The organism is Crystallibacter degradans, assembly GCF_012952295.1.
Lineage (GTDB): Bacteria > Actinomycetota > Actinomycetes > Actinomycetales > Micrococcaceae > Crystallibacter > Crystallibacter degradans.
Map to the genome: position 1 here is coordinate 324,233 of NZ_JABBCH010000004.1, position 23,597 is coordinate 347,829.

The following is a 23,597-nucleotide window of genomic DNA, read 5'->3' on the forward strand; positions in this document are numbered from 1 at the left end:
GCAAGGGTCAGTTCTGAACCTGTTCCTGGACTACCTCGATACCGTTGTCTTCGAGCTCCGCGATCGTCTCGGCCACCCGCTCCTCGTTGATGCCGGCCGTCAGATCCAGCAGGACGGACGTCGAGTAGCCGGCCTGCACGGCGTCCAGGGCGGTGGCGCGGACGCAATAGTCCGTGGCGATGCCTGCGACCACCACTTCGTCCACCTCGTTCTGGCGCAGCCAGTCATCCAGGCTGAGTACCTCCGCATCGTCCTCGTCGCCGTCGTCCTCCAGGTCGCCGGTGGCCACCTCGTCTTCCGGGGCGAGCAGGCCCTCGAAGCCGGAGTAGGCAGCCGCATAGGCGCCCTTGCGGAAGTAGGCGTCGATCTCGTCGGTGTCCAGGTCCGGGTGCAGCTGCGCGCCCTTGGTGCCGGCCACACAGTGCGGGGGCCAGCTGTCGACGAAGTCCGGCGTCTCGGAGAAATGGGTGCCCGGATCGATATGCCAGTCCTGGGTCGCCACCACGAAGTCGTAGTTGATGCCATGGGCCTCAAGATGCTCGCTCAGGTCCGCGGCAACCCGGGCGCCGCCGTCGACACCCAGCGAGCCACCTTCGCAGAAATCGTTCTGCACATCCACAATTACCAGTGCACGGGTCATGATTTCTCCTCAAACTCCTCGAACTCAGTGGGGATTACCGCTTCGCCGCGCTGCAGGCGGCGGATGGTGCCGGGCAGTTCGGCCATTGATTTGTGGTGCCGCTCGGCCGCACGTTCGACGCCTTCGGCACCGGTCCAGCCCGGCAGCAGCTCGCCGTTCTTCATGAACTGTTCGATCAGCGCGCGGTCATTGCCGTCGTCCTTCGGCCGGTGGCCGATGCCGACGATTTCCGCGGTGGCGGTCCCGCGTTCATTCAGCCGGCGCAGGGCGTACTTGCGGCCACCGACGGAAACCTTGTTCTTCGCCGCTTTTGCCACCGGCACGGGGTTTCCGTTGTCGTCGTCGCGGCTGACCAGCTTGTACACCATGCTCGCCGTCGGGGCCCCGGAACCGGTGACTAGTTCCGTGCCTACGCCGTAGGAGTCCACCGGGGCGGAGGCCAGGGCCGCGATCGCGAACTCATCCAGGTCAGAGGTGACGGTGATATGCGTGTTGTGGTTGCCCAGATCGTCCAGCAGCTTGCGGACCCATTGGGCCTGCGTGACCAGATCGCCCGAGTCCAGCCGCACGCCGCCGAGCTCCGGACCGGCCAGCTCAACGGCCGTCCGGACGGCATTTTCGACGTCGTACGTATCCACCAGCAGCGTGGTGCCCTTGCCGAGGGAAGCCAGTTGGGCCTCGAAGGCCGCCCGCTCGCTGTCATGAAGCAGGGTGAACGAATGGGCAGCGGTGCCCACGGTCTTGATCCCGTAGCGGAAGCCGGCCTCCAGGTTGGAGGTGCTGGTGAACCCCGCGATCACCGCTGCCCGCGCGGCGGCCACGGCGGATTCTTCCTGCGTGCGCCGCGAACCCATCTCGATACAGGGCCGGGCGCCGGCCGCGCTGGTCATCCGGGACGCTGCCGAGGCGATGGCGCTGTCATGGTTCAGTGCGGAAAGGATGAAGGTTTCGAGCACACAGGCTTCGGCGAAGGAAGCTTCGACGATGAGGATGGGCGAGTACGGAAAGTAGGCTTCGCCTTCGGCATAGCCGTAAATGTCCCCGCTGAACTTGAAATCCGCCAGCCAGTCGAGAGTGGTGGAGTCGACCACTTTAGTCCGGGCCAGGAAATCGAGCTGGGCTTCGGGGAACGTAAAGTTCTGGATGCCTTCAAGGATCCGGCCCGTGCCGGCGACCACGCCGTAGCGGCGGCCGTCCGGCAGCCTGCGGGCGAACGCTTCGAAGACGGAGCGCCGGTGGGCAGCTCCGGAGCGCAGGGCGGCCTGCAGCATGGTCAGCTCGTAGTGGTCGGTATACAAGGACGTGCTGGGAGGAACCCAGCCGGATTCGGTACTCACACCACAAACTCTAATCCGGTGTTCGCCGTCTGAGTACCCGGCACGGCCAAAGCGGCGCGGGGAGTCCTGAAGCCTACAATGGAAGTCATGACGTCGAGCATTTACCCTGATTTCGCCCTGCCCGCGGTGGTGGTCAACACCATCGTCGACGCCGAAGCAGAAACGGCCCGGGACGCCGAAGTCGAGGAGCTCTCGGCAACGGACGTGCCCTGGGTGGTTATTGTCTGGAATGATCCGGTCAACCTCATGAGCTATGTCAGCTACGTCTTCCAAAGCTACTTCGGCTACTCGGAAGCCAGGGCCAACAAGCTGATGCTCGAGGTGCACCGGCAGGGCAAGTCGGCGGTGGCCAGCGGCACCCGGGAAAAGGCGGAGCGGGACACCGTGGCAATGCATTCATTCGGCCTGTGGGCCACGTACCAGAAGGCGGACCAGGCGTAAGTATGGCCAAGGCATTCAGGAACACACGCAAGGGCATTACCGGCGAGCTGGAAGCGGCGGAGCGGGATCTGATCCGCCGGCTGTTCGAGGACATCATCAGCATGCTCGAGCGCGAGGGGATTGCCGACGAGGACCCGCTGGCAGCCATGGTCGGGCTGGATAGCAAGGCCGTCAAGCCCGAGGACAGCGCCCTGCTGCGCCTGCTGCCGGATGCGGTGAAGAACGACGACGGCGAGGCGCTCGAGTTCCGTCGGCTCACCGAACGTTCCCTGCGGGAAGACAAAGTGGCGGCGCTGCGCGCCAGCTCGCTGCTGCTGGAGCAGAGCCACGTCCAGCTGACTGCCGAGCAGGCCCGGCTCTTCGCCCGCGCGGTCAATGATGTCCGGCTGGTGCTGGCGGACCGGCTCAAGATCGAAACGGATGAAGACGCCCAGGCCCTGCACGGCATCGACGACTGGTCCCAGGCAGAGGATCTGGACACCTACCTGGCCCTGGTCTACAACTTCATGACGTGGCTGCAGGAGACCTTGATGCAGGCGTTGCTGGACGGACTGGGCAGGCCCGGATCGGTCAGTTGACGTCTGCCTGCGGGCTTCGTGCAGCGTCATCGGACTGTGAGATGGCTTACAGCCGATGCGCGGAAGTTCTGCAATAGCGCGGCCAGGACTTATCCTCGTTAGATCATGAGCCCGGACGTGAGTGCGACTTTGAAGAACAGCCAACCCTCTGCCCCCATCGGCATTTTCGATTCGGGCGTCGGTGGGCTGACCGTAGCGCGTGCTGTCATAGACCAGTTGCCGCAGGAGTCCGTGCTGTACGTCGGGGATACCGCGAACGGCCCCTACGGACCCCTGCCGATCGCCGAAGTGCGCGCCAACGCCTTAGGCGTGATGGATGAACTTGTGGACTCTGGCGTCAAACTGCTGGTCATCGCCTGCAACTCGGCCTCCGCGGCCGTGCTGCGCGATGCGCGGGAACGCTATACCGCCCGCTACGGAATTCCGGTGATCGAAGTCATCCAGCCGGCAGTCCGCCGCGCCGTTGCCTCGACCCGCAGCGGCCGGATCGGCGTCATCGGTACTTCCGCAACCGTCGGCTCCCGCGCCTACGAAGACACCTTTGCAGCCGCGCCGCATCTGGATGTCACGTCGGTTGCCTGCCCGCGGTTTGTCGAATACGTGGAAGCCGGCGTCACAGCGGGGGACCAGCTCCTGTCCACGGCCGAGGCGTATCTTGCGCCGCTGAAAACGGCGGACATCGACACCCTGGTGCTCGGCTGCACCCACTATCCGCTGCTGACCGGCGTCATCTCCTATGTGATGGGGGACAGCGTCACCCTGGTCTCCAGCGCCGAGGAAACCGCCAAGGACGTCTACCGTGCGCTGGTGCGCCACGACCTCCTTCGCCAGGATGGCCTGCCCCCGCAGCACCACTTCATTGCCACCGGCGACGCGGCCGCGTTCGAGGTTCTGGCCAGGCGCTTCCTGGGGCCCGAGGTCCGCACCGTGGAGCATGTGGACCGGGTAGCGGCGCAGTATCCCACCGGAGCCATGGCGCGGATTACCGACGAAATGATCGCTGCGGCGAAGTCCGGGAACGGTAGGAACGGGAGCTCCCCACTGTCGCATTTCGTCGGGGCCGGGCGTGAGGACGCGGGGATATGAACCTGACCATTATCGGCTGCACCGGTTCCTTCCCGGGCCCGCTGTCGCCTGCTTCCTGCTATCTGGTGTCGGCTCACGACGGCGAAAGGACCTGGCGGATTCTGCTGGACCTGGGCAACGGTGCGCTCGGAACGGCGCAGCGTTACATGGACCTGGAAGACATCGACGCGATCTTCCTGAGCCACCTGCATCCGGACCATTGCATGGATCTGTGCGGGTTGCATGTTGCCGTGCGCTGGCATCCGGACGGCTGGTCAAAGGGCCGCATCCCGGTGTGGGGGCCGGCCGCCACCGCGGACCGCATGGCCACCGCCTACGGACTAGAGCTGGACCCGGGCATGCACGAAGAGTTCAACTTTCATAACTGGACGGACCGGGAAACCGTCAAGCTGGGTCCCTTCACCATCACCCCGTACGCCGTGCGCCACCCGGTGGACGAGGCGTACGCCATGCGCGTCGAAGCCACCGAGCAAGGCCCCAACGGTCCGGTCACAAAGATCCTGACCTATTCCGGCGACACGGACAGCTGCGACGCACTGGTCGAAGCCGCTCAGGATTCGGATATGTTTCTCTGCGAGGCGGCCTACCATGAGGGCCGAGATGACGCCATTGAAGGAATCCACCTGACGGGTAAGCGGGCCGGTGCCGCGGCGACCAAGGCCAATGTCAGCCGGTTGCTGCTGACCCATCTGCCGGTGTGGAACGATTCCGTGCGCACGGTCGAAGAAGCCCGTGAGACCTACTCGGGCGGTTTGGCCGTGGCCGTGGCCGGAGTCAGCTACGTCGTCTGAGCGTTGGCCGGAGTCAGCTACGTCGTCTGAGCGTTGGCCGTGCGGATAAGCTGGATTCATGACTTCAGTTGATTCGAGCTCCGCCCTGCCCACCGCCATCGTCCGTGCCGATGGACGCACGCCGGACCAGCTGCGGCCCATCAGCATTACCCGGGGCTGGTCCAACCAGGCCGAAGGCTCGGCGCTGATCGAATTCGGCAACACCCGGGTATTGTGCACCGCTTCCCTGACCCAAGGCGTGCCGCGCTGGCTCAAGGGCGAAGGCCGTGGCTGGGTCACGGCCGAATACGCCATGCTGCCCCGTGCCACGAACACCCGCTCCGATCGCGAATCCGTCAAGGGCAAGATCGGCGGCCGCACCCACGAGATTTCGCGGCTGATCGGCCGTTCCCTGCGCTCCATCATTGACCTTAAGGCCCTGGGCGAAAACACGATTGTGCTGGACTGCGACGTCCTGCAGGCCGACGGCGGAACCCGTACCGCTGCCATCACCGGGGCCTATGTGGCGCTGGCCGACGCGTTGCGCTGGGCCAAGGAAAACAAGCTGGTGGCCCGCAATGCCCAGCCGCTGATCGATACGGTGGCAGCAGTCAGCGTGGGCATCATCGACGGAGTGCCCATGCTCGATCTGCCCTACGTGGAAGATGTGCGCGCCGAGACGGACATGAACGTCGTCGTTACCGGGTCCGGAAAGTTCGTCGAAGTCCAGGGCACCGCCGAGGGCGCGCCGTTTGACCGGGACGAATTGAACGCCCTGTTGGATCTCGCTCTCGCCGGCACCGTCGAACTGGCTCAGATCCAGCGCGAGACGCTAGGGGAGAGCGCATGAGCGGCTCGGCCGAGCACGAAGGTGCAGCTCGCCTGGTCCTGGCCACCCGGAACCCCGGCAAGCTGCGTGAACTGCGTGAGTTGCTGCGCGGACAAGTCCCCGGTCTCGACGTCGACACCCAGGTGATCGATGCAGCCACCGCCGGCGTGCCCGATGTGAAGGAAACCGGGGTCACCTTCGAAGAGAACTCCCTGCTCAAGGCACGGGCCGTGGCGGAAGCGACCGGATTGGTTGCCGTCGCCGATGATTCCGGCCTTGAGGTCGATGTCCTCGGCGGGGCTCCGGGCATCTTTTCGGCCCGCTGGGCCGGTTCGCACGGCGACGACGCCGCCAACCTGAAGCTCCTGCTGACCCAGCTCGAAGACATCGGACCCGAACACCGCGCGGCGTCCTTCGTCTGCGCGGCGAGCGTTGTCTCGGCCAACATGAACGCCGTGGTGGAAGGCAGGCTTCGCGGAACGCTCCTGACCGAACCCCGCGGCGCCGGCGGCTTCGGCTATGACCCGATCCTCCGGCCCGAGGGCATGGACCGCAGCTGTGCCGAACTGTCGCCGGAGGAAAAGAACGCCATCAGCCACCGCGGGCAGGCCTTCCGGGCACTGCTGCCGCACCTGGTCAAAGCCCTGAGCTGAGTCCGTGGTCTTCGTCACGGCACAGACGCGCCGTTCGGCGAAGCGGAGAAGCGTAAGGCACACTTGAAGGCATCATGAGCATCCATTTCCCCGCCGCTGTTTTCGCCCAGTCCACCGACTCCGCCGCGAACCTCACGGGCGTGGCCCAGTGGGCCGTGAACATGATGGAGACGATCGGGGCTCCCGGTGCGGGTCTGGCCATCGCGTTGGAAAACCTCTTCCCGCCGCTTCCCAGCGAGGTCATCCTGCCGCTGGCCGGTTTCACCGCCAGCCGGGGTAACTTCACGCTGATCGAGGCGCTGCTGTGGACCACACTGGGCTCTGTGCTCGGGGCCTGGCTGCTCTACGGGCTTGGCGCCTGGCTGGGCCGCCGGCGGATGTACGCCATTGCGGACAAACTGCCGCTGGTCGACGTCGAGGATGTCGAGAAGGTAGAAGCCTGGTTCAACCGGCACGGTTACAAGGCAGTCTTCTTCGGGCGGATGATCCCGATCTTCCGGTCCCTGATTTCGATTCCGGCCGGTATTGAACGAATGCCGGTGTGGAAGTTCCTGCTCCTGACCACGGCCGGCAGCCTGATCTGGAACACTATCTTTGTGCTTGCCGGGTTCTACCTCGGCGAAAACTGGCACTTTGTGGAGCAGTACGCGGACATCTTCCAGAAGATCGTCATTGCCGCAGTGGTCATCTTTGGTGCCTATTGGCTCATTTCCAAGATTGTGAAGATCCGCAACAGCCGGAATTCCGCTTCCTGACTCCTAGCTAAAGCCCCAGCTCGCGCAGCAGATCGGTATCCGGGATGTGGTGCACGGTGGTCATGCCCAGCGCGGCGGCAGCCGCAATGTTTTCGGCCTTGTCGTCGATGAAGACGATCGCGGACGGATCCGCGTTCAAGGTTGAGAGCACGTGCTGGAAGGCGCCGGGATTGGGCTTGACCTTGCCGATCCGGGAGCTGTAAAAGCACTGCGAAAAGTACCGGGTCCATGCTGCGGAGGAGAATTCGTCTGCCATGGCCAGCGGCATATTGGACAGCACTGCGAGCTGCGCGGTGCGGGAACTGAGCAGATCCAGGACATCGAGCGTGTCCACATTCAGGTGTGACCACTGGATCGCGTCCAGTGAATCCAGTTCCATGGCCCTGCCCTCGGAGACTGCCGAGCCGACAACCCGTGCCCAGTACTCTCTCGAGGAGAGCCGGCCCTCGTCGTACTGCAGCCGGTGAAGCCAGTAGGCGCTGTCCATATGCCGCAGATTCAGGCCTGCCGCCTCTTCCAGCGCCAGCCAATCCGCTTCCTCCGGGGCGGTGGATATCACCATGCCGTAGTCGAACAGATACCACTGCGGCACGGGGGTGAGAGTAGCCATGTCTCAAGGGTAGCGCTGCGCCCGCCGGCTTCTAAGGGCTCCAGTGTAAACACTTCATTAAGCTTCTCCTGCGCATTTCCCCAGTCATGTCTCTTGACCGCCGGTGCAGGAGGTGTTGTATGGTTGGTTACATGAGTAATGAACCCCCTAACCTCGACGAGGTGGGCGGAGGTCGGAAGGGCAGGTGGGCAAATGATCGATGAATCACGTCCGATCTTCATGCAGATCGCCGAGCTGATCGAGAACGACATCGTGGATGGGGCGCTGGCAGAAGAGTCGCAGGTTCCTTCCACCAACGAATTTGCGGCCTTCTACCGAATCAACCCGGCGACGGCGGCCAAAGGCGTCAACCGGCTGGTGGACGAGGGAATCCTTTACAAGAAGCGGGGTATCGGCATGTTCGTGGCCAACGGCGCGCGCGCTCTGCTGGTGGACAGGCGGAGGGAAGAATTCTTCCGCCAGTATGTCCAACCGTTGGCCCGGGAGGCCCGCAAGCTCGGCATCGGCAAGGAGCAGCTGGCGCAGATGCTCAGCCGCAGTGAGACAGAGACAGAAACCACTGAAAGGAGTGTGGCACAGTGACGGACCCAGGCGAGTCGACCATTATCGAAATCCGCAATGTCACCAAGCGTTACAAAGACACCACGGCCCTCGACGACGTCAGCTTGAAGATCGACGGCGGCAAGATCTACGGTCTGCTCGGCCGGAACGGAGCCGGCAAGACCACCCTGATGTCTGTGCTGACCGCACAGGGTTTCCAGACCTCCGGCGAAATCCGGGTCTTTGGCGAGCCTCCCTACGAAAACGACAGGGTCCTGAGCCGGATCTGTTTCATCAGGGAGTCGCAGAAGTACCCGGATGATTTCAATGCCGAACAGGCCTTCGCCTCGGCCGCACTGTTCTTCAGCAACTGGGACAAGGCCTTTGCCCAACGGCTGGCGGATGACTTCCAGCTGCCGCTCAAGCGCCGGATCAAGAAGCTCTCGCGCGGCCAGCTCTCCGCCGTCGGAGTCATTATCGGCCTGGCGTCCCGCGCGGAGCTCACCTTCTTCGACGAGCCGTACCTGGGACTGGACGCCGTGGCCCGGCAGATTTTCTACGACCGGCTTGTCGAGGATTATTCGGAGCATCAGCGCACCATCATTCTTTCCTCCCACCTGATCGATGAGGTGGCGAACCTGCTCGAGCACGTGATCGTGATCGACAAAGGCAAGATCATGATCGACGACGACGCCGAGGCGATCCGCGGCTCGGCGTTCACCGTAGTCGGCACGGGCACCAGGGTCGCTGCCTTTACCGCCGGCCGCGAAATCCTGCACCGGGAATCCTTGGCCTCGCTGGCTTCGGTCACTGTCCAGGGCCGGCTGAGCGAAGCCGGCCGGGCCGAAGCGGCTGAGCTCGGCCTGGAAGTGGCGCCGGTATCCCTGCAACAACTCATCGTCCGCCGGACCATGGACCCTGGCCCCGAACTGTCCATGAACGGGGCGGCTACCGAACTGGAGGTATCACCGTGAACCGCATTGTCAACGTCGCCCGGATGCAGCTCATCAATAAGTGGACCTTCCTGGGCATCCCGGCGGTCATCTTGGCGGGCGCCTTCCTGGTCACCTATCTCATTTGGGTACTGATCCCGGACGGCGGCCCCACTGTGTACTCCGGAGCTGCACAGGCGGTCATGTGGTATTTTCTGGCCCTGGGGATCCAGTCGCTGACCCTCACCTTCCCGTTCTCGCAGGCCATGAGTGTCAGCCGCCGGACCTTCTACATCGGCACCGTAGGCTTATTCGCCGTCGTCGCCCTGGCCATCAGTGTTCTTTACTACATTCTCGGCCTGATCGAAGTGGCGACCAACGGCTGGGGCCAGAACGGACAGCTCTACGCCCTGGGCTGGGTTGCCGGCAGCCACGCCGTGGTCCAGATCCTGTTCTACTTCATCGCCATGCTGGCCTTGTTTATGGTCGGCTTCTGGTTCGCCACCATCTACAAACGCTGGCGGGCTACGGGCATGCTGATCGTCTGGATCGCGATTGCCTTGGTGCTGCTGGGCCTGGTGGCCTTGACCACATGGCAGGGCTGGTGGCCCGCGGTCGGCGCCTGGTTCGTTGCGCAGACGCCGCTGAGCGTCTCCGGCTGGGTTGCGCTATTCTGCGCGGCCCTCGCCGCGGGTTCCTACCTCACACTGCGGCGGGCCGAGCCGTAGGGAGCTGAGCCACGCTCCAGCGGACACCCAAAATAACGACGGCGGCTGCCGGCCTTGGTGCTGGCAGCCGCGTCGTGTTTATGGCAGGAACTGCCCTGGCGGGCCGGTACTCTTGAGGGCGTGGGAATCGAGTTCACGGCCATAGACTTTGAGACAGCAAACGGGTTCAGGGGCTCTCCATGCTCTGTGGGTCTGACCAAGGTCCGTGACGGGCAGGTGGTGGAAGAAGCCTCCTGGCTGATGCGTCCGCCGGAGGGCTTCGACCATTTCGATCCGCGCAACGTCCAGATCCATGGCATCACCGCTGATATGGTCGCCGGCAGCCCGCGGTTCGGGGAGATCTTTCCCGAGATGGCCGGCTTTATCGGTGCGGATGTCCTGGTGGCGCACAATGCCGCGTTCGATATGGGCGTGATCCGTTCAGCGCTGGAAGTCTCGGAGCTCTCCGGTCCTGCCTATGACTACGCGTGCACCGTCATCCTTTCGCGGCGAAGCTACTCGCTGGTGTCCTATTCTTTGCCGTTCGTCGCCGAAGCCGCCGGCGTTCCGCTGCTGAACCACCACGATGCGGTTGCCGATGCCCGGGCCTGCGCCGGCATTATGGTCGACATTGCCGCCCGGAACTCGGCGGCCAGCATTGCCGAACTTCTGGTCTCCATGCAGCTGCCGGCGTCGCGGCTGCAGGAATACGTCCCGGGCCGCGACGGACTCTCCAAACCCACAGTCAACGCCCGCACCCGCCAGGAACTGGCCGGCACAGCCGGGGGAGCGGCGCCGAGCACCGCCTGGACCTACTGGCCGCAGGAAGGCGCCAATCCGCCGGCCAATCCGGAAGCGGACGAGACGCATCCGCTGTTCGGGCAAACCATCGTGTTCACCGGCAATCTGGGGATTGAACGCCAGCAGGCCAAGATCCGGGCAGCTGCGCTCGGCGCCCAGCCGGCCAGCACCGTGACGCGCAAGACCAGTGTCCTGGTAGTGGGGGACGGCTTCGTCGCGGCGGACCTCAAGCGGGGCCGGATCACCACCAAGGCCCAGAAGGTCCTGACGCTGCACAGCCGCGGCCAACAGGTGGAGGTCCTCTCCGAGGGGGAGTTCCTGCAGATGCTCGGCGGCGAATGGCCGTCCACCAGCGCCTGAAGCTGCGTAGCCGAAACCGCGTAGCCTGAATTACGTATTAAAGGTCCAGGCGGAACCCGGTCAGTTCCTGGGACAGATCGATCAGCCTTGACGCGGCGTTCCGTTCCAGGGCATGGGACTGCGGCCGCACCAGTGCGGGCCGTCCCCGGAGCTGGAACGGCTCGTCGGGCCCCCAGTAGTCCCCGTTGCGGACCTCGTCGTCCACGGCGGCACGCACCAGCGGCCAGCCGCCCGCGTCCTTGCCCTGGGCGAAGGGTCGGCTGAACCGTTGCTGCAGCGCCGAGGCTGGCCGATAAGTGGCCACGCCGGGCCGCCGCGGGGTGAACATGCTGCGGGAATAGCCGGGATGGGCCACAACCGAGGTGGCCGGGGAGCCCATCAATTCGAGCCGGTGCGCCAGTTCGAAACCGAAACTCATCACCGCCAGCTTGGACAGGGCATAGGAGCGGTAGCTCGAGTATTTGCGAGGGTGCGCCGCCGTGGTGAAGTCCGGCCTCACCCAGCGGTGGCTAACGCTGCCCACGTGAACTATGCGGCTGCCATGGGCGGCCAGCGCGGGAATCAGTTCGGCGACCAGCGCGAAATGGCCCAGATGGTTCGTGCCGAACTGGAGCTCGAAGCCATCAACAGTGTTCTGCCGCAGCGGGGAGCCGATAACGCCGGCATTGGCCACAAGACTGTCGATGTGCTCCAGTTCCGAGAGTTGCGCGGCCGCGTGCCGCACCGAGGCCAGGCTCGCCAGGTCCAGATGCTGGTAGGTCACATCTGCTTCCGGAAAGCGAGCCTTGATCGCGGTTATGGCAGCTTTGGCTTTCTGCGGATTCCGCGCGGCGATGATGACCTTGGCGCCCGCTTCGGCCAGTTGCTCGGAGGTGAAATAGCCCAGACCGGCGTTTCCGCCGGTGACGACCACCGTTTTTCCGTGCAGGGGCGGCAATGCGTTGGGGATCCAGTCCTGAGTCATGAAACCAGCGTATCGGCCGCTCCGGCTGCTTAAGCCGGGGCCTGCGTCTGGGCCAGGAAGCGGGCCGCCATGCCGAGGACCGCTTCCGGCGCTTCTGCCGCGTCAACCCAGGATGGGGGCAGCGCCGCCTCCCCGTAGAACGCCCCGAGGATATTCCCCGCGATGCTCCCGGTGGAGTCGCTGTCGCCGTCGTGATTAATGGCTATGGCGAGGGCGCTGCGGAAGTGCTCTTCCGGCGTCGTACTCCTGGCGGTAACCAGGACCGCATAAAGAGCGACGGCGAGTGCCTCCTCGGCGACCCAGCCTTCACCCAGCGCTGCGGTCAGTTCTGCCGGCGCAATGACGCCTTGCTCCGCCACGCCGATAGCCGCGCGGAGCCTGGCGGCGAGCTCGGGGACGGATGTTTCCTGCTCGGCGCGGGAGAGTACGGCAGACGCAGCGCCGGCGAGGTCGGCGTTCTCGTGAACCAGCAGCCGGATGAGGGATGCGAAGGCCGCGGCGCTGTAGTGTGCTGCCGGGTGGCCATGGGTCAGGGCCGAGCCGTTGACCGCGAAGGTGTACACGGTCTCCGGCGTGACGAACGGCAGCAGCCCGAACGGAGCCGACCGCATCACGGATCCGCAGCCCTTGGACTGCGGATTCACCGGCCGGGCCAGTGTCCCCATCTCGCCGGTGGCCAGCCCCGACAAACATGCCTTGCCCGGGGTGCGACGCTGCTTAAGAACCGGCTGGGCGTCGATCCAGCGCGGCGCCGGCTGCGGGGCGGAATCGGGAAAACCGCCTTCCTGGCCGCTGTACCAGCGCAGGTAGGCCAGCCACAGGAGGGCAGTCTCGTCAGCAGCCGTGCCGTCGTTGGCCCATTCCAGCGCCTCGACCAGGGCATCCACAGTGTAAAGGGTCAGCTGCGTGTCGTCGGAGATGTGCCCCGGGGAGTCCAGTTGCGGGAAATCCCGCAGTCCGTCCGGGCCGAAGCGTTCCTGGATCTGGTTCCAGCTGGAAAACTCAACGGCATAGCCCAATTGGTCGCCGAGGGCACCGCCCAGCAGGCAGCCGCGGACGCGGGAAGCGAAGTCAGTAGTCACCCCTTCAGCTTATCTGCGCCTCAACTCCCGTTGGACGTGCCGGAGCGGTTCCCAGCCAACCGTCGCCCAGCGCGTTCAGCAAACGTTCAGCTTATTCCCAGCCGCAGGTGAAACGCTGTAGTCGTTTTGTGATCGGACGCCGGTACAGCACCGGCCCAAGGAGGTAATAACCAGATGTCAACAGAGCAGGCTGAGAACCCCCAGCCACGTCCCGCACCGCTGGCTGCGAGGGAACTGCCTCCACGGCTAGGGGAGGGCTATGGGATGTCGGCGCGGATCGCCGCCGAGATTGCGGGTGCCTTTCTGTTGTTCTTCGGTGCCTTGGGCATCGGCATGTTCAACCCGCAGGGCGGATTCGCCGTGCCGTTCGGTTTCGGCCTGGCCGTGATCGCCGGCATGCTGGCATTCGGCCACATCTCCGGCGGACAATTCAACCCGGCGATCACGCTGGGCAGTGCGCTCGCGGGCAGGACCGGTTGGAAGAACGTCCTGCCGTACATCATCGCCCAGCTGGTCGGTACATCGCTGGCCGCCGTCGTGCTGTGGGTCATCATGCGCAGCCATCCGGTGGGATCCCAGGCCGCCCAGGTATTCTCCTCCGTTGCCAATGGGTATGCCTCCGGCGAAGACCTCGGCTTCACGATGGCCGGCGTCTTCCTCGCGGAAACCATCGGCACCGCGATGCTCGTGGCCATTTACCTCGGTGCCACCTCTTCGCGCGACCGGCTGCGCAGCGCACCCTACGCCGTGGGTCTGGCCTTCGCCGTCCTGACGGCCGCCCTGCTGCCGATCTCCAACGCAGGCATGAACCCGGCCCGCTCCACGGCCGCGGTCTACTTTGCCGAGCCGGCCGCCCTGGGCGAGCTGTGGCTTTTCTGGGTGGCTCCGGTGCTTGGTGCCGTGATTGCCGGGCTGCTGTACCGCAGTGCTGAAACCGTGCCTGCCGGCAAGACCAAAAATGCGGACGACGCCGGACGGCCGGCTTCGGCGGCTGCCGATACCTCCGCTGCCGGTTCCGTCACCGGTACACCCACTGGCACCACGCCCGGCGAAGGAGTCGCCGGGGGCAATGCGGTGGTCGATACTATCGACGATAACCAGAACACTACCGACGGTAAACCTGCCCGGGACGATCTCGGTGCCGCCGAGGCCCGCGACTTCTTTGACCAGAAGCCGGCTCCCAAGGACGCCGGCCGGAAGGACTCCGCCGAGTAAGGCGTTACCGCCGCCTGCTTTGAGAAGGCGTGTCCCGTCCCTGCCGCAGGGGCGGGACACAGCTGTGTAAAAGGACACCTGTGGATAACGGCAGGTCTGCGAAAAACTGTCAGAGCCGGCAGGTAGCTTTGAAGCCATGAAGCTTTTGCACACATCGGACTGGCACCTGGGCCGGTCTTTCCACGGCGTCGGCATGCTCGGAGCGCAACAGCACTTTATTGACCAGCTGGTGGACACGGTGCGGGAACGCAGCGTGGATGTCGTGCTCATTGCCGGTGATGTGTATGACCGTGCCCTGCCGGGGGTGGACGTCGTCACGATGTTTTCGGACGCGCTGTCCAGGATCCGGTCGGCCGGCGCCCGGATCATCCTGACCAGCGGCAACCATGACTCAGCCTCGCGCCTGGGCTTCGGCAGCGCCATTCTGGCCCACGGCGGGGTCCACCTCAGGACCCGGATTGCCGAGCTGGCCACCCCCGTGGAACTTGAGCTGGCCGGCGCCACCCTGGCCGTTTACGGCATTCCGTACTTGGAGCCGCGGCTGACGGCGGAAGAACTGGAGGCAGCCGCGCCCACGCACACTGCCGTGATGCGTGCCGCGTTGGAACGTGTCCACCATGATCTGGAGAGCCGCAGGGCACACGGGCCGGTCCGCTCGCTGGTCATGGCACACACTTTCGCCAGCGGCGGATTGACCTCGGACAGCGAGCGGGACCTGAGCATCGGCGGAGTAGGGGCAATCCCGGTGGACCTCTTCGACGGCCTCGACTATGTGGCGCTGGGGCACCTGCATGGGCGCCAGGAGTTGAGCCGTTCGGTGCGCTATTCCGGTTCGCCCTTGCCGTATTCGTTTTCGGAAGCCGGGCACCACAAGGGCGGGATCCTGCTTGAATTTGACCGGGAGGGCCTTGTGGGCGCGGAGAACGTCAGCTGGGATACCGGGCGCCGGCTCGCCGTGCTGCGCGGCACCATGGCGGACCTGCTGGAATCGGACAGGCACGCCGCTGCAGAAGACTCGTACTGCCAGATCACCGTCACTGATGCCGAGCGGCCGCTGAAAGCGATGGAACGGCTCCGTGCCCGTTTCGCCCATACGCTTGTCCTCGCTTTCGAACCGGAAGGAGGCCCACGGACGGACCGCCTGACCTACAGCGAACGTATCGCCAAAGCACAGGATGACCTGGAGGTCTGCTGCGGTTTTCTTGACCATGTGCGGTCCCGTTCAGCAGGGGATGCGGAACGTGGCTTGCTGATGGAAACCCTGGCCAAGGTCCAGACCGCGGAGGTGTCCGCGTGAGACTGCACCGGCTGGAGATCCAGGCCTTCGGCCCGTTCGCGCAACGCCAGAGCGTGGACTTTGACGACCTCAGTGCCCACGGCTTGTTTCTGCTCAACGGCAAAACCGGCGCGGGAAAGACCAGCATTTTGGACGCGGTATGTTTCGCGCTGTACGGATCCGTACCCGGTGCCCGGCAGGCCGGCAAACGGTTGCGCAGCGACCACGCGGACCCGGCGTTGGCCCCGGAAGTAGTGTGCGAATTCAGCGCCAGGGGCCGCCGCTTTGAAGTCACGCGCTCGCCGCAATGGGACCGGCCGTCCACCAGGTCCACCAAGGGCAGTGTTACCGAGCAGGCGCGTACCCATCTGCGCGAACTCGTGGACGGCAGCTGGGTCGAGAAATCGGCCAGGAATGACGAGGCCGCCGTCGAACTTGGCGACGTGCTGGGCATGAGCCTTGACCAGTTCACCAAGGTGGTGATGCTGCCGCAGGGCGAATTCGCGGCCTTCCTGAGAGCGGACGCCAAAGAACGGCGTCCGCTGCTGCAGCGTCTGTTCGACACGGACCGCTATGAGCTGATCGAAGAATCCCTGGCTGCCGACGCCGCAGCGGCACGAACCGCTTTTTCAGCCGCCGAATCGGAGCTGGGACATCTGCTGCGTCGAGCGGAGGAAGAAGCGAACCGTCATCTGGCGCCGGAGCAACTGCCGGAGGATAGCGTTCCGGCCACCGAGAAGCTGCAGCATCTGCACTCGTCCGTCGAGCGGCTGGCGCAGGAGGCAGGGGACGTCGTCGGAAGCGGCCGCACGGCACTCGAAGAACTCAGGAGCAGAATTGCGCGTCAGGAAATGCGCCTGGCGGACCACACGGACTTGCTGCTCCTGCAGAGGCTGGAAGCGGAGCAGGCGGCAGGGGCGGACGAATCCAGCCGACGCGCCCGGGTCCTCAAGGACCACCGCGCCGCTGAACTGCTGCAATCCAGCATCCGGCACCGGGACCAGGCCTCGTCGAGGACCGAGGTAAGCCTTCAGGCGGCACAGACAACCTTCGAACGTGCAATGCGGCATCGGCTATGCGGCGTTTATGCGCCGGATTTTGCATCCGGACCGCTGGAACTGCCGGCTACAGGCATTGCCCGGGCCCAGGAGCTGATCGAACTTGCTGGCGGCGCCATCGGCCGGGAACTGGGCAGGATTCGTGCCCTCGTGCCCGAGGAAGCCCGTTTGAAGGAGGCAAGGGTCCAGGCGGACAGGCTGCTGCAAACTGCGGATCAGCTAGACCGCCGCTACGAAAAGATCAGTGCCGAGGCAGACGCTACCCGCGTCGCCGGCGAACAGCTCGCTGTCGATCTGGCCGCTGCCGAAGGTACGGGCTCGGACGTCGAACGGCTCGGGCAGCGGTTGAAAGACGCAGAAGCGGTCGCGGAAACGGTGGCCGCCTACAGCGTATGCCGCTCCCGGGTCGACTCAGCCAGGAGGGCGCGCGATGACGCCCGTGCGCTGCAACTGCAGCTGAAACAGGACTGGCTGGACCTTCTGGAGCGGCGGCTGGAGCAATCAGCGGCTGAGCTTGCCCGCACACTCGAACAAGGTGAGCCGTGTCCGGTTTGCGGATCTGACGAACATCCCCTGCTGGCAACGGCGGACAGCAACACCATGGTCAGCCGGGAGGATGAAACGGCAGCCCGTCAGGAGCATGCCCGGGCCGAGACCGCATACGTGAAGAAGCAGGAAGGCTGCGCTGCCCTTGAGAATAAGCTGGCGGCTCTGGCGGCCCAAGGCGGGGAAACTGACCCGGACGTCGCTGCTGCCGCTGTACAGGAGCTGGAGGAGCTCCTTGGCCAGGCACAGGAGGCCGAGCGAAACCGTGAGCGTCTGCGCGGCCTGATCGAAAAGAGCCGGAACGAGCTCGCGGAACTGCTGAGCCAGGGATCGGAACTGGCGGTCGCTGCGGCCGGTGCCCGGTCAGATGCCGAGGCGGCGGCCCGGCAGACCGACGAACTGGAGCAGAAGATCGCATCGGTTCTGCCGTCGGGCGGCACGCTGCAGCAGCTGGCGGAAGGGTTGAGCGCATTGGACGGACTGCTCAAGCAGTGCCGTCAGTCGCTGGGGGAGTACAGCTACGCGCTGGCAACTCTGGAACGGTGCGGTAGTGAGCTTGAGGACGCCATAGCCGGTTCGGAGTTCGGCTCGGAAGCCGATGTCCTGGCTGCTCTCCTCTCGGCACGTGAGCTGGAACAAGCCCAGCTGCAGGACCGTACGTATGCCTCCCTCGGCCAACGGATCGAACTGCTGCAGGCTTCGGACCGGGTGGCGCGTGCACGCCAAGCCCAAAAGGATGGGGAACCGCTGCCGGACGAAGCGGAGTTGGAGGATCTTCGCCACAAGGCGCTGGCTTTGGAAAAGGAACTGCAGACCGTGGCAGTGCGGCACGGGGTGCTGCAGGATTCCGCGGAACAGCTGCTCGGCTATTGCCGGCGGCTGGAGACAGAAGCAGCATCGCTGGAGCCGGTCCGGGCACGCTTCGAGCTGGTGCAGTCCGTTGCCGACACGGTTCGTGGCTTGGGCGAAAATGAACGGAAAATGACGCTGACCACCTACGTCCTCGCTGCCAGGCTCGAGCAGATCGCCGCAGCGGCCTCGGAACGCCTGAATGCCATGACGGACGGACGTTACCGCCTCGTCCATGACGATTCGAAGTCGGGGAATAAGAAGTCAGGCCTTGGGCTCCATGTCAGCGACGAATGGACCGGACAACGCCGCGACACCTCGACGCTCTCCGGCGGGGAGTCCTTCATGGCCTCGCTGGCTCTGGCCTTAGGGCTGGCGGATGTGGTCCAGGCCGAGACAGGCGGAGTCGACATCGAAACCCTCTTTGTGGACGAAGGATTCGGCAGCCTGGACGAACAGGCCCTTGAACAGGTGATGGACGCCCTCGAAGGCTTGCGCGACGGCGGCAGGGTAGTAGGACTTGTCAGCCATGTGGCCGAAATGAAGCAGCGCATCGGAGCGCAGTTGCACATCAGCAAAGGCCGCGACGGCTCCACTGTGCGGATGATGACGGCGGAATCACCCATCCTGCAGCCAGTGTAGGATTACTTCGTTATCCGGGTTGTGCGCATCGGGAGGCGGGACGATGCGCGGTTCTCCCTATCGGAAAATGACATGACACGAAGTGCCGACTCCACTCCAACCCCCAACGCCCCGGCGGCTGAGGCCACGGGCGACGTGCCTGAAGCAACCTCATCAGGCAGCATTTTCGGCCGTTATGCCCGGCTGCCTGCCTTGGCAGGACCGAGCTTCCTGCCGGTAGCCTTCCTCGCACGGCTTCCTCTGGCCATGCTCACGGTAGGAGCGCTGACGCTGTTCACCGCAGTCAGCGGTTCCTACGCTGTCGGTGGCTTCGCCGCCGGTGCGGTCGGCATCGGTTCCGCCATCGGGGCCCCCGCCATCGGTTACTTCGCCGACCGGGCAGGCCAACGACCGGTCCTGTTGATTTCGGCCGTCGCCCATACGCTGAGCATCGGCCTTATCCTTGCTGCCGCCTACCTCACGGTAGATTTCGCCGGACCGCAAATCACGTTCGGCCTCGCAGCGGCACTGCTTCTGGGAGCCACCTGCCCGCAGGTGGGTCCGTTGGCGCGCGTGCGGTGGATGGCGATGACGAGGAACAACAAACAGGAGCTCGATACCGCCCTGTCATACGAAAGTACCGCCGACGAGCTGACCTTCGTCCTGGGTCCGGCACTGGTCGGACTGCTGGCTGCCTTGGTAGCACCCTGGCTGCCGTTTGCGCTGGCGGCGACACTGACCATCGTCATGGTTTCGGCTTTCGCCGTCCACCCTACGTACCGCAGTGTCCAACCGGTGACTCCGCAGTTGGTAGAACAGCACCCGCAGGCGGCGGCCGCGGCGGCGAAGACTCCGGTGAACTGGGGTGTTGTCATTATTCCAGTGGCCGGGATGATCGCCATGGGGACGTTCTTCGGGGCCTCCCAGAATGCATTGAACGCGTTCGGCGGCAGCTTTGGAGCGGCGGACACGGCAGGATTGCTCTACGCCGTGCTCGGACTGAGCTCGGCGGTGACGGCGTTGTCCGTGGCCTATTGGCCGGAGACGTTTTCCCATGCCTCGCGCTGGATAGCCAGTGCCGCAGCGATGGCCGTCCTGAGCCTGCTGTTACTCCTGCCCACTGAAGTAGTGCCGATGCTGGTAGTCCTGCTGCTCGTGGGTCTGCCCGTCGGACCCACCATGGTCACCATCTTCACCATCGGAGGCAAGGTCGCTCCGGACGAGCGGCTGGGCACCGTCATGACCCTGCTGGCAAGCGGAGTAGTACTCGGCTCGGCCCTGGGCTCTGGAGTCGCCGGGGCAATTGCCGAAACCTCCGGCTACCAAGGCGCGTTCCTGGTCGCCGTCGGAGCATCCGTGGCCATGCTGGCTGTAAGCATTCTCGGTGCCATGCTGGTCCGCAACCGGAGCTAATCAGAGGAGTTCGTCCTCTATTGCGGCAGCTGCCCGGATCAATTCTGCCCCCAACTCAGCCTCCGGCTTGTCCGTTCGGACATAAACGACGGCGACCGCAGCCGGCAAGTGTCCCGGAATGCGGATGGGCGCCGCCACCGATGAGGTTCCCGGTATAACCTCCTCGTGGCTGACGCTGTAACCGACTTCGCGGGCTTTCTTGGCTTCGACACGGTACGGCTGTCCCGAGGCCAGCTGCTCCCATTGCTCTTCCGTAAGGGCGGACTGGATGGCGATACCTGGACCGCCTGCGCTGAAGGAGTGCCGCGTGCCCGGCCGCTGGGCCAAGGTGGCTGAAGCATGGCGCGGTTCCACCGTGATAAGCGTTACGCAGTCTCGCTGGTCCCATACGGCGAGGAACGCCGTCATGGCCAGCCCATTGGCCAGGGCCGTCAGCTCCGGAAGCGCCGCCGATTGAAGATCACGGGAGACCCCGCGGGCCAGCGCGGCCAGACCCGGTCCGGCCTGGACCCGCCCGGCGGAATCACGCAGCACCAGCGAATGGTCCTCCAGCGTACGCAGAATCCGGTAGGCGATCGAACGGTGGACGCCGAGAGCCTCCGAGAGCTCAGCGATCGTCATCGGGGACCGCGCCTCGGCCAGTATCTCAAGAGCTCGAATCCCGCGGGACAAAGTCTGCGAGTGGGCGGGCGTTTTTGCGGATCTTTCCGCCAGCGCCGAGGGAACAGCGGAATCCGCAGGTGCTGCAATACGGGGCTCATTCATCAGACCATCTTCTTTTCTGTCGGGCAGAACCAGAACACAGTGAACGTGTCTGTACTCACGTTCTTATTGTTCTATATCAGGACGCGATGTTTAAATATAGAACTCCAAGCAGCGATTCGATCAATCTCGGAGGGCGGTAGCAACTGGCGCCCGAAGGTATCCCATTCCTTCCCGCAAAGGATCCGCAAGTTCCGACGGTCGTCTCGCGGGTGCTGCCCGCCATCGTTCATCCGCAGAGCTTGGGGAAAACGCCGTTGCCGAATCGTTAGGCGTCGGCCTGTGCTCTAGGTCACCGTCGTGTAATATTGCCAGAGTCACATTACCGACCGTTCTGTAAGTAATGTTCTCGTTCGGACAATCGGAGATTCTCATGTCAACGTCAGAAGAACTGGCTGGCAACCTTCCTCCCGCCACGCGGCACGAGGAGCGGAAGGTTCTTGCCGGAACGCTGGTCGGCACCACCATCGAGTGGTACGACTTCTTTATCTACGCCCAGGCGGCTGGCATGGTGCTGGCAGGCCTGTACTTCGCGCCGCTGTCGCAGGAGAGTGAGGGCCTGGCCCAGATTGTGGCTTGGGCCTCACTGGGCATCAGCTTCCTCTTCCGGCCGCTCGGTGCCATCGTTGCCGGCCATTTGGGTGACCGGCTGGGGCGCAAGCTGATGCTCGTCTTTACCTTGCTGCTGATGGGTCTGGCTACCACCCTCATCGGTGTCCTGCCGACCTATGCAGAGATCGGTATCTGGGCTCCGATCCTCCTGGTCTTCCTCCGGATCCTGCAGGGCTTCTCTGCGGGCGGCGAATGGGGCGGTGCCGCCCTGATGTCCGTGGAGCATGCGCCACGCAATAAGCGCGGTTTCTTTGGCGCCTTCCCTCAGATCGGTGTTCCCTGCGGCATGATCCTGGCCACCGGTGTCATGTGGATCTTGACCACGTTCATGACGGAAGAGGCCTTCCTGACGTGGGGCTGGCGTATCCCGTTCCTGTTCTCCGTGGTGCTGATTGTTGTCGGCTATCTCATCCGCCGGACGGTCGACGAGAGCCCGGTCTTCAAAGAGATGCAGGAGCGCAAGAAGGAATCTGCTGCCCCTCTGGGCCAGTTGTTCAAGTACAACTGGAAAGAAGTCATCCTGACCGCGTTGATCTTCATTGCCAACAACGCTGCCGGCTACCTGCTGATCGCTTTCTTTGCCTCCTACGCGACCAAAGAAATCGCAGATGGTGGGCTGGGCATGGACCGCTCAGCCGTGCTGCTGGCGAGCACCCTGGCTGCGTTCGGCTGGCTGGCCTTCACCATGTATGGCGGCATCCTTTCCGATAAGATCGGACGGATCCGCACCTTCCAGATCGGCTACGTTTGGGTGCTGCTGTGGGCTGTACCGATGTTCCTGCTGATCGACACCGCAAGCATCATCTGGTTCACTGTGGCCGCCTTTGTGCTGACCATCGGGCTCGGCCTCTCCTACGGCCCCCAATCGGCACTGTACGCGGAGATGTTCCCTGCGAACGTTCGCTACTCCGGTGTCTCGATCGGCTACGCCATCGGCGCGATTCTGGGTGGCGCTTTCGCTCCGATGATCGCTGAACTGCTGCTCGGTTGGACCGGCACCACCATTTCCATCGGAATCTACATCGCGGTGCTGTGTGTGATCTCGCTAGTGGCGGTGTCCGTGGTCAAGGAAACCAAGGGTGCTAATCTACGCGTCGAAGAAGCGCACCGGGAGTACGTGCAGAAGCATCCTGAGGCTCGCCAGAATTAGAAGTCCTCGGATTATGAAGGCGGGCGGGCTGTTGCAAATCTCCACGCAGCAGTCGGCCCGCCTTTAGTCTTGCACCGCGGATGTTGCATCCCTGACGGTGTCAGTGCGAGACCTGCGTCCTGCTGCTATACCGGGGGAGTGCCAACGGGCCGCACGGGAAGTTGGTAGTCCGTGGACAGGGCGTAGTGGTCACTTGGCTGCCTTGCGGCGTCTGGCTCCGCTATCCGCCTGCAATGGGGTACGGCCAGGGACGGACCATGGAGGCCGAACCGGTTGATGATGTAACGATCCGTCGGCCGGATCTAACGGCATATCTCCTTGGCGGACCGGAATATAGTGCGGGCTGAATGTGTGGCCAGCTTGGTGCGGATGTCTTACGGTCCAGGAGTCCTGGTAGGCGACGCTGGCCCTTCCAAGGACTGCATACCGGTCCAAAGCCTGATGCTGGCAGAGTCCGCTGCGGCGTCGAAGTCTCCGGCGAGTATTACATGGCGATGTGTGCTCTCCAGCAGCCTTTCCACCTCGCGTGCGTCCACCACTGCCTGTAGTTCACGTTCATGTTCGTCGCCGACCTGCCAAACGGGCTCGTGATGGACCATGAGGAAAATGCCCGGGCGCTGGAGCGTGGACTTCGGCAATCACAGCCGAGTACCAGCTGTCAGCAGAGGTGCGTGGCGAAACATCCGAGTCCAGCTCATGAAACACGCCCATGGGCCATCGGGAAGCAACCACAGCAGCCGTGCCGTCAGGGCCCTTCTGTTGTGCCGCACGATGTAGTACCCGGGGCCAATGATTTGCCGGCTGCGTCAGGGGTTCCGGTGGCATCGATTTCCTGCAGGGCATATACGTCGGCTTCCAGCCGTGATAAACATTCCTTGAGCAGCGGACGCCGGACCGGCCAATGTGCGTGGGAGGGGGAAAGCACGTTCATCGTAGCGATGACCCAGCACAGTCGTCTGGCGCCGTGGCTGCCCGGATGGTTCGTGGGCCGGCATGGAGGCTCCTTGCTT

The 23,597-nt window shown here is 64.2% G+C and carries 22 protein-coding genes; 16 read left to right on the forward strand and 6 right to left on the reverse strand.

The features are described from left to right. Positions 1–7: 7 nt before the first annotated feature. The gene (locus tag HGO92_RS10110) at positions 8–640 is read right to left on the reverse strand and encodes a nicotinamidase (RefSeq protein ID WP_169994343.1); all 633 of its coding nucleotides are present in this window, start codon (positions 638–640) and stop codon (positions 8–10) included. Next, positions 637–1,977: a nicotinate phosphoribosyltransferase gene (locus HGO92_RS10115; RefSeq protein ID WP_346768909.1), complete on the reverse strand. Its 1,341-nt coding sequence runs from the start codon at positions 1,975–1,977 to the stop codon at positions 637–639. The genes HGO92_RS10110 and HGO92_RS10115 overlap by 4 nt, the downstream gene beginning before the upstream one ends. An 87-nt stretch (positions 1,978–2,064) precedes the next feature. Here HGO92_RS10115 and clpS point away from each other — a divergent pair, with 87 nt between their 5' ends. From clpS to HGO92_RS10150, 7 genes are all read left to right on the forward strand, one after another. Further along, complete coding sequence (gene clpS / locus HGO92_RS10120; RefSeq protein WP_169994345.1) at positions 2,065–2,418, forward strand: ATP-dependent Clp protease adapter ClpS; 354 nt, start codon at positions 2,065–2,067, stop codon at positions 2,416–2,418. Between the two features lie 2 nt (positions 2,419–2,420). Continuing rightward, positions 2,421–2,996, forward strand: coding sequence for a DUF2017 domain-containing protein (locus HGO92_RS10125; protein WP_169994347.1), 576 nt, complete (start codon positions 2,421–2,423; stop codon positions 2,994–2,996). Between the two features lie 117 nt (positions 2,997–3,113). Beyond that, complete coding sequence (murI, locus tag HGO92_RS10130; RefSeq protein WP_346768910.1) at positions 3,114–4,082, forward strand: glutamate racemase; 969 nt, start codon at positions 3,114–3,116, stop codon at positions 4,080–4,082. Then, entirely contained in the window at positions 4,079–4,873 is a 795-nt protein-coding gene (locus HGO92_RS10135; protein WP_169994351.1) for an MBL fold metallo-hydrolase, read from the forward strand. The genes murI and HGO92_RS10135 overlap by 4 nt, the downstream gene beginning before the upstream one ends. A 58-nt stretch (positions 4,874–4,931) precedes the next feature. Further along, positions 4,932–5,702, forward strand: a complete 771-nt coding sequence (rph, locus tag HGO92_RS10140; protein ID WP_169994353.1) for a ribonuclease PH — start codon at positions 4,932–4,934, stop codon at positions 5,700–5,702. After that, positions 5,699–6,334 (forward strand): RdgB/HAM1 family non-canonical purine NTP pyrophosphatase, encoded by a 636-nt coding sequence (gene rdgB / locus HGO92_RS10145; protein ID WP_169994355.1) that lies wholly within the window; start codon positions 5,699–5,701, stop codon positions 6,332–6,334. Before rph ends, rdgB begins: the two co-directional genes overlap by 4 nt. Before the next feature lie 74 nt (positions 6,335–6,408). Beyond that, entirely contained in the window at positions 6,409–7,089 is a 681-nt protein-coding gene (locus tag HGO92_RS10150) for a DedA family protein (RefSeq protein WP_169994357.1), read from the forward strand. A 7-nt stretch (positions 7,090–7,096) separates the two neighbouring features. On the opposite strand, the gene HGO92_RS10155 is transcribed toward HGO92_RS10150, so the two are convergent. Then, positions 7,097–7,699: an HAD family hydrolase gene (locus HGO92_RS10155; protein ID WP_169994359.1), complete on the reverse strand. Its 603-nt coding sequence runs from the start codon at positions 7,697–7,699 to the stop codon at positions 7,097–7,099. 192 nt (positions 7,700–7,891) lie between these two features. Between HGO92_RS10155 and HGO92_RS10160 the strand changes: the two genes are divergently transcribed. The 4 genes from HGO92_RS10160 to HGO92_RS10175 all read left to right on the forward strand — a co-directional run bounded on the left by HGO92_RS10160 (position 7,892) and on the right by HGO92_RS10175 (position 11,039). Then, positions 7,892–8,281 (forward strand): GntR family transcriptional regulator, encoded by a 390-nt coding sequence (locus tag HGO92_RS10160; protein WP_169994361.1) that lies wholly within the window; start codon positions 7,892–7,894, stop codon positions 8,279–8,281. Further along, positions 8,278–9,213: an ATP-binding cassette domain-containing protein gene (locus tag HGO92_RS10165; RefSeq protein ID WP_169994363.1), complete on the forward strand. Its 936-nt coding sequence runs from the start codon at positions 8,278–8,280 to the stop codon at positions 9,211–9,213. The genes HGO92_RS10160 and HGO92_RS10165 overlap by 4 nt, the downstream gene beginning before the upstream one ends. Continuing rightward, complete coding sequence (locus HGO92_RS10170; protein ID WP_346768911.1) at positions 9,210–9,899, forward strand: hypothetical protein; 690 nt, start codon at positions 9,210–9,212, stop codon at positions 9,897–9,899. The genes HGO92_RS10165 and HGO92_RS10170 overlap by 4 nt, the downstream gene beginning before the upstream one ends. Before the next feature lie 120 nt (positions 9,900–10,019). Further along, entirely contained in the window at positions 10,020–11,039 is a 1,020-nt protein-coding gene (locus tag HGO92_RS10175; RefSeq protein WP_169994365.1) for an exonuclease domain-containing protein, read from the forward strand. A gap of 37 nt (positions 11,040–11,076) precedes the next feature. Here the strand turns inward: HGO92_RS10175 and HGO92_RS10180 are convergent, their stop codons facing one another. Together HGO92_RS10180 and HGO92_RS10185 are read right to left on the reverse strand one after the other, a co-directional pair. Further along, positions 11,077–12,003, reverse strand: coding sequence for an SDR family NAD(P)-dependent oxidoreductase (locus HGO92_RS10180; RefSeq protein WP_169994367.1), 927 nt, complete (start codon positions 12,001–12,003; stop codon positions 11,077–11,079). Between the two features lie 29 nt (positions 12,004–12,032). Continuing rightward, a complete protein-coding gene (locus tag HGO92_RS10185; RefSeq protein WP_169994369.1) occupies positions 12,033–13,085 on the reverse strand; it encodes an ADP-ribosylglycohydrolase family protein in 1,053 nt (350 codons plus the stop codon). 174 nt (positions 13,086–13,259) lie between these two features. On the opposite strand from HGO92_RS10185, the gene HGO92_RS10190 reads away from it, so the two are divergent. The 4 genes from HGO92_RS10190 to HGO92_RS10205 all read left to right on the forward strand — a co-directional run bounded on the left by HGO92_RS10190 (position 13,260) and on the right by HGO92_RS10205 (position 20,063). Further along, positions 13,260–14,300 (forward strand): MIP/aquaporin family protein, encoded by a 1,041-nt coding sequence (locus HGO92_RS10190; protein WP_169994371.1) that lies wholly within the window; start codon positions 13,260–13,262, stop codon positions 14,298–14,300. Between the two features lie 136 nt (positions 14,301–14,436). Then, complete coding sequence (locus HGO92_RS10195; RefSeq protein WP_169994373.1) at positions 14,437–15,597, forward strand: exonuclease SbcCD subunit D; 1,161 nt, start codon at positions 14,437–14,439, stop codon at positions 15,595–15,597. Beyond that, entirely contained in the window at positions 15,594–18,671 is a 3,078-nt protein-coding gene (locus HGO92_RS10200) for an AAA family ATPase (protein WP_169994375.1), read from the forward strand. The genes HGO92_RS10195 and HGO92_RS10200 overlap by 4 nt, the downstream gene beginning before the upstream one ends. A 72-nt stretch (positions 18,672–18,743) precedes the next feature. After that, positions 18,744–20,063, forward strand: coding sequence for an MFS transporter (locus HGO92_RS10205; RefSeq protein ID WP_169994376.1), 1,320 nt, complete (start codon positions 18,744–18,746; stop codon positions 20,061–20,063). On the opposite strand, the gene HGO92_RS10210 is transcribed toward HGO92_RS10205, so the two are convergent. After that, complete coding sequence (locus HGO92_RS10210; protein WP_169994378.1) at positions 20,064–20,828, reverse strand: IclR family transcriptional regulator; 765 nt, start codon at positions 20,826–20,828, stop codon at positions 20,064–20,066. A gap of 370 nt (positions 20,829–21,198) precedes the next feature. Between HGO92_RS10210 and HGO92_RS10215 the strand changes: the two genes are divergently transcribed. Beyond that, positions 21,199–22,587, forward strand: coding sequence for an MFS transporter (locus HGO92_RS10215; protein WP_169994380.1), 1,389 nt, complete (start codon positions 21,199–21,201; stop codon positions 22,585–22,587). Positions 22,588–23,597 lie beyond the last annotated feature (1,010 nt).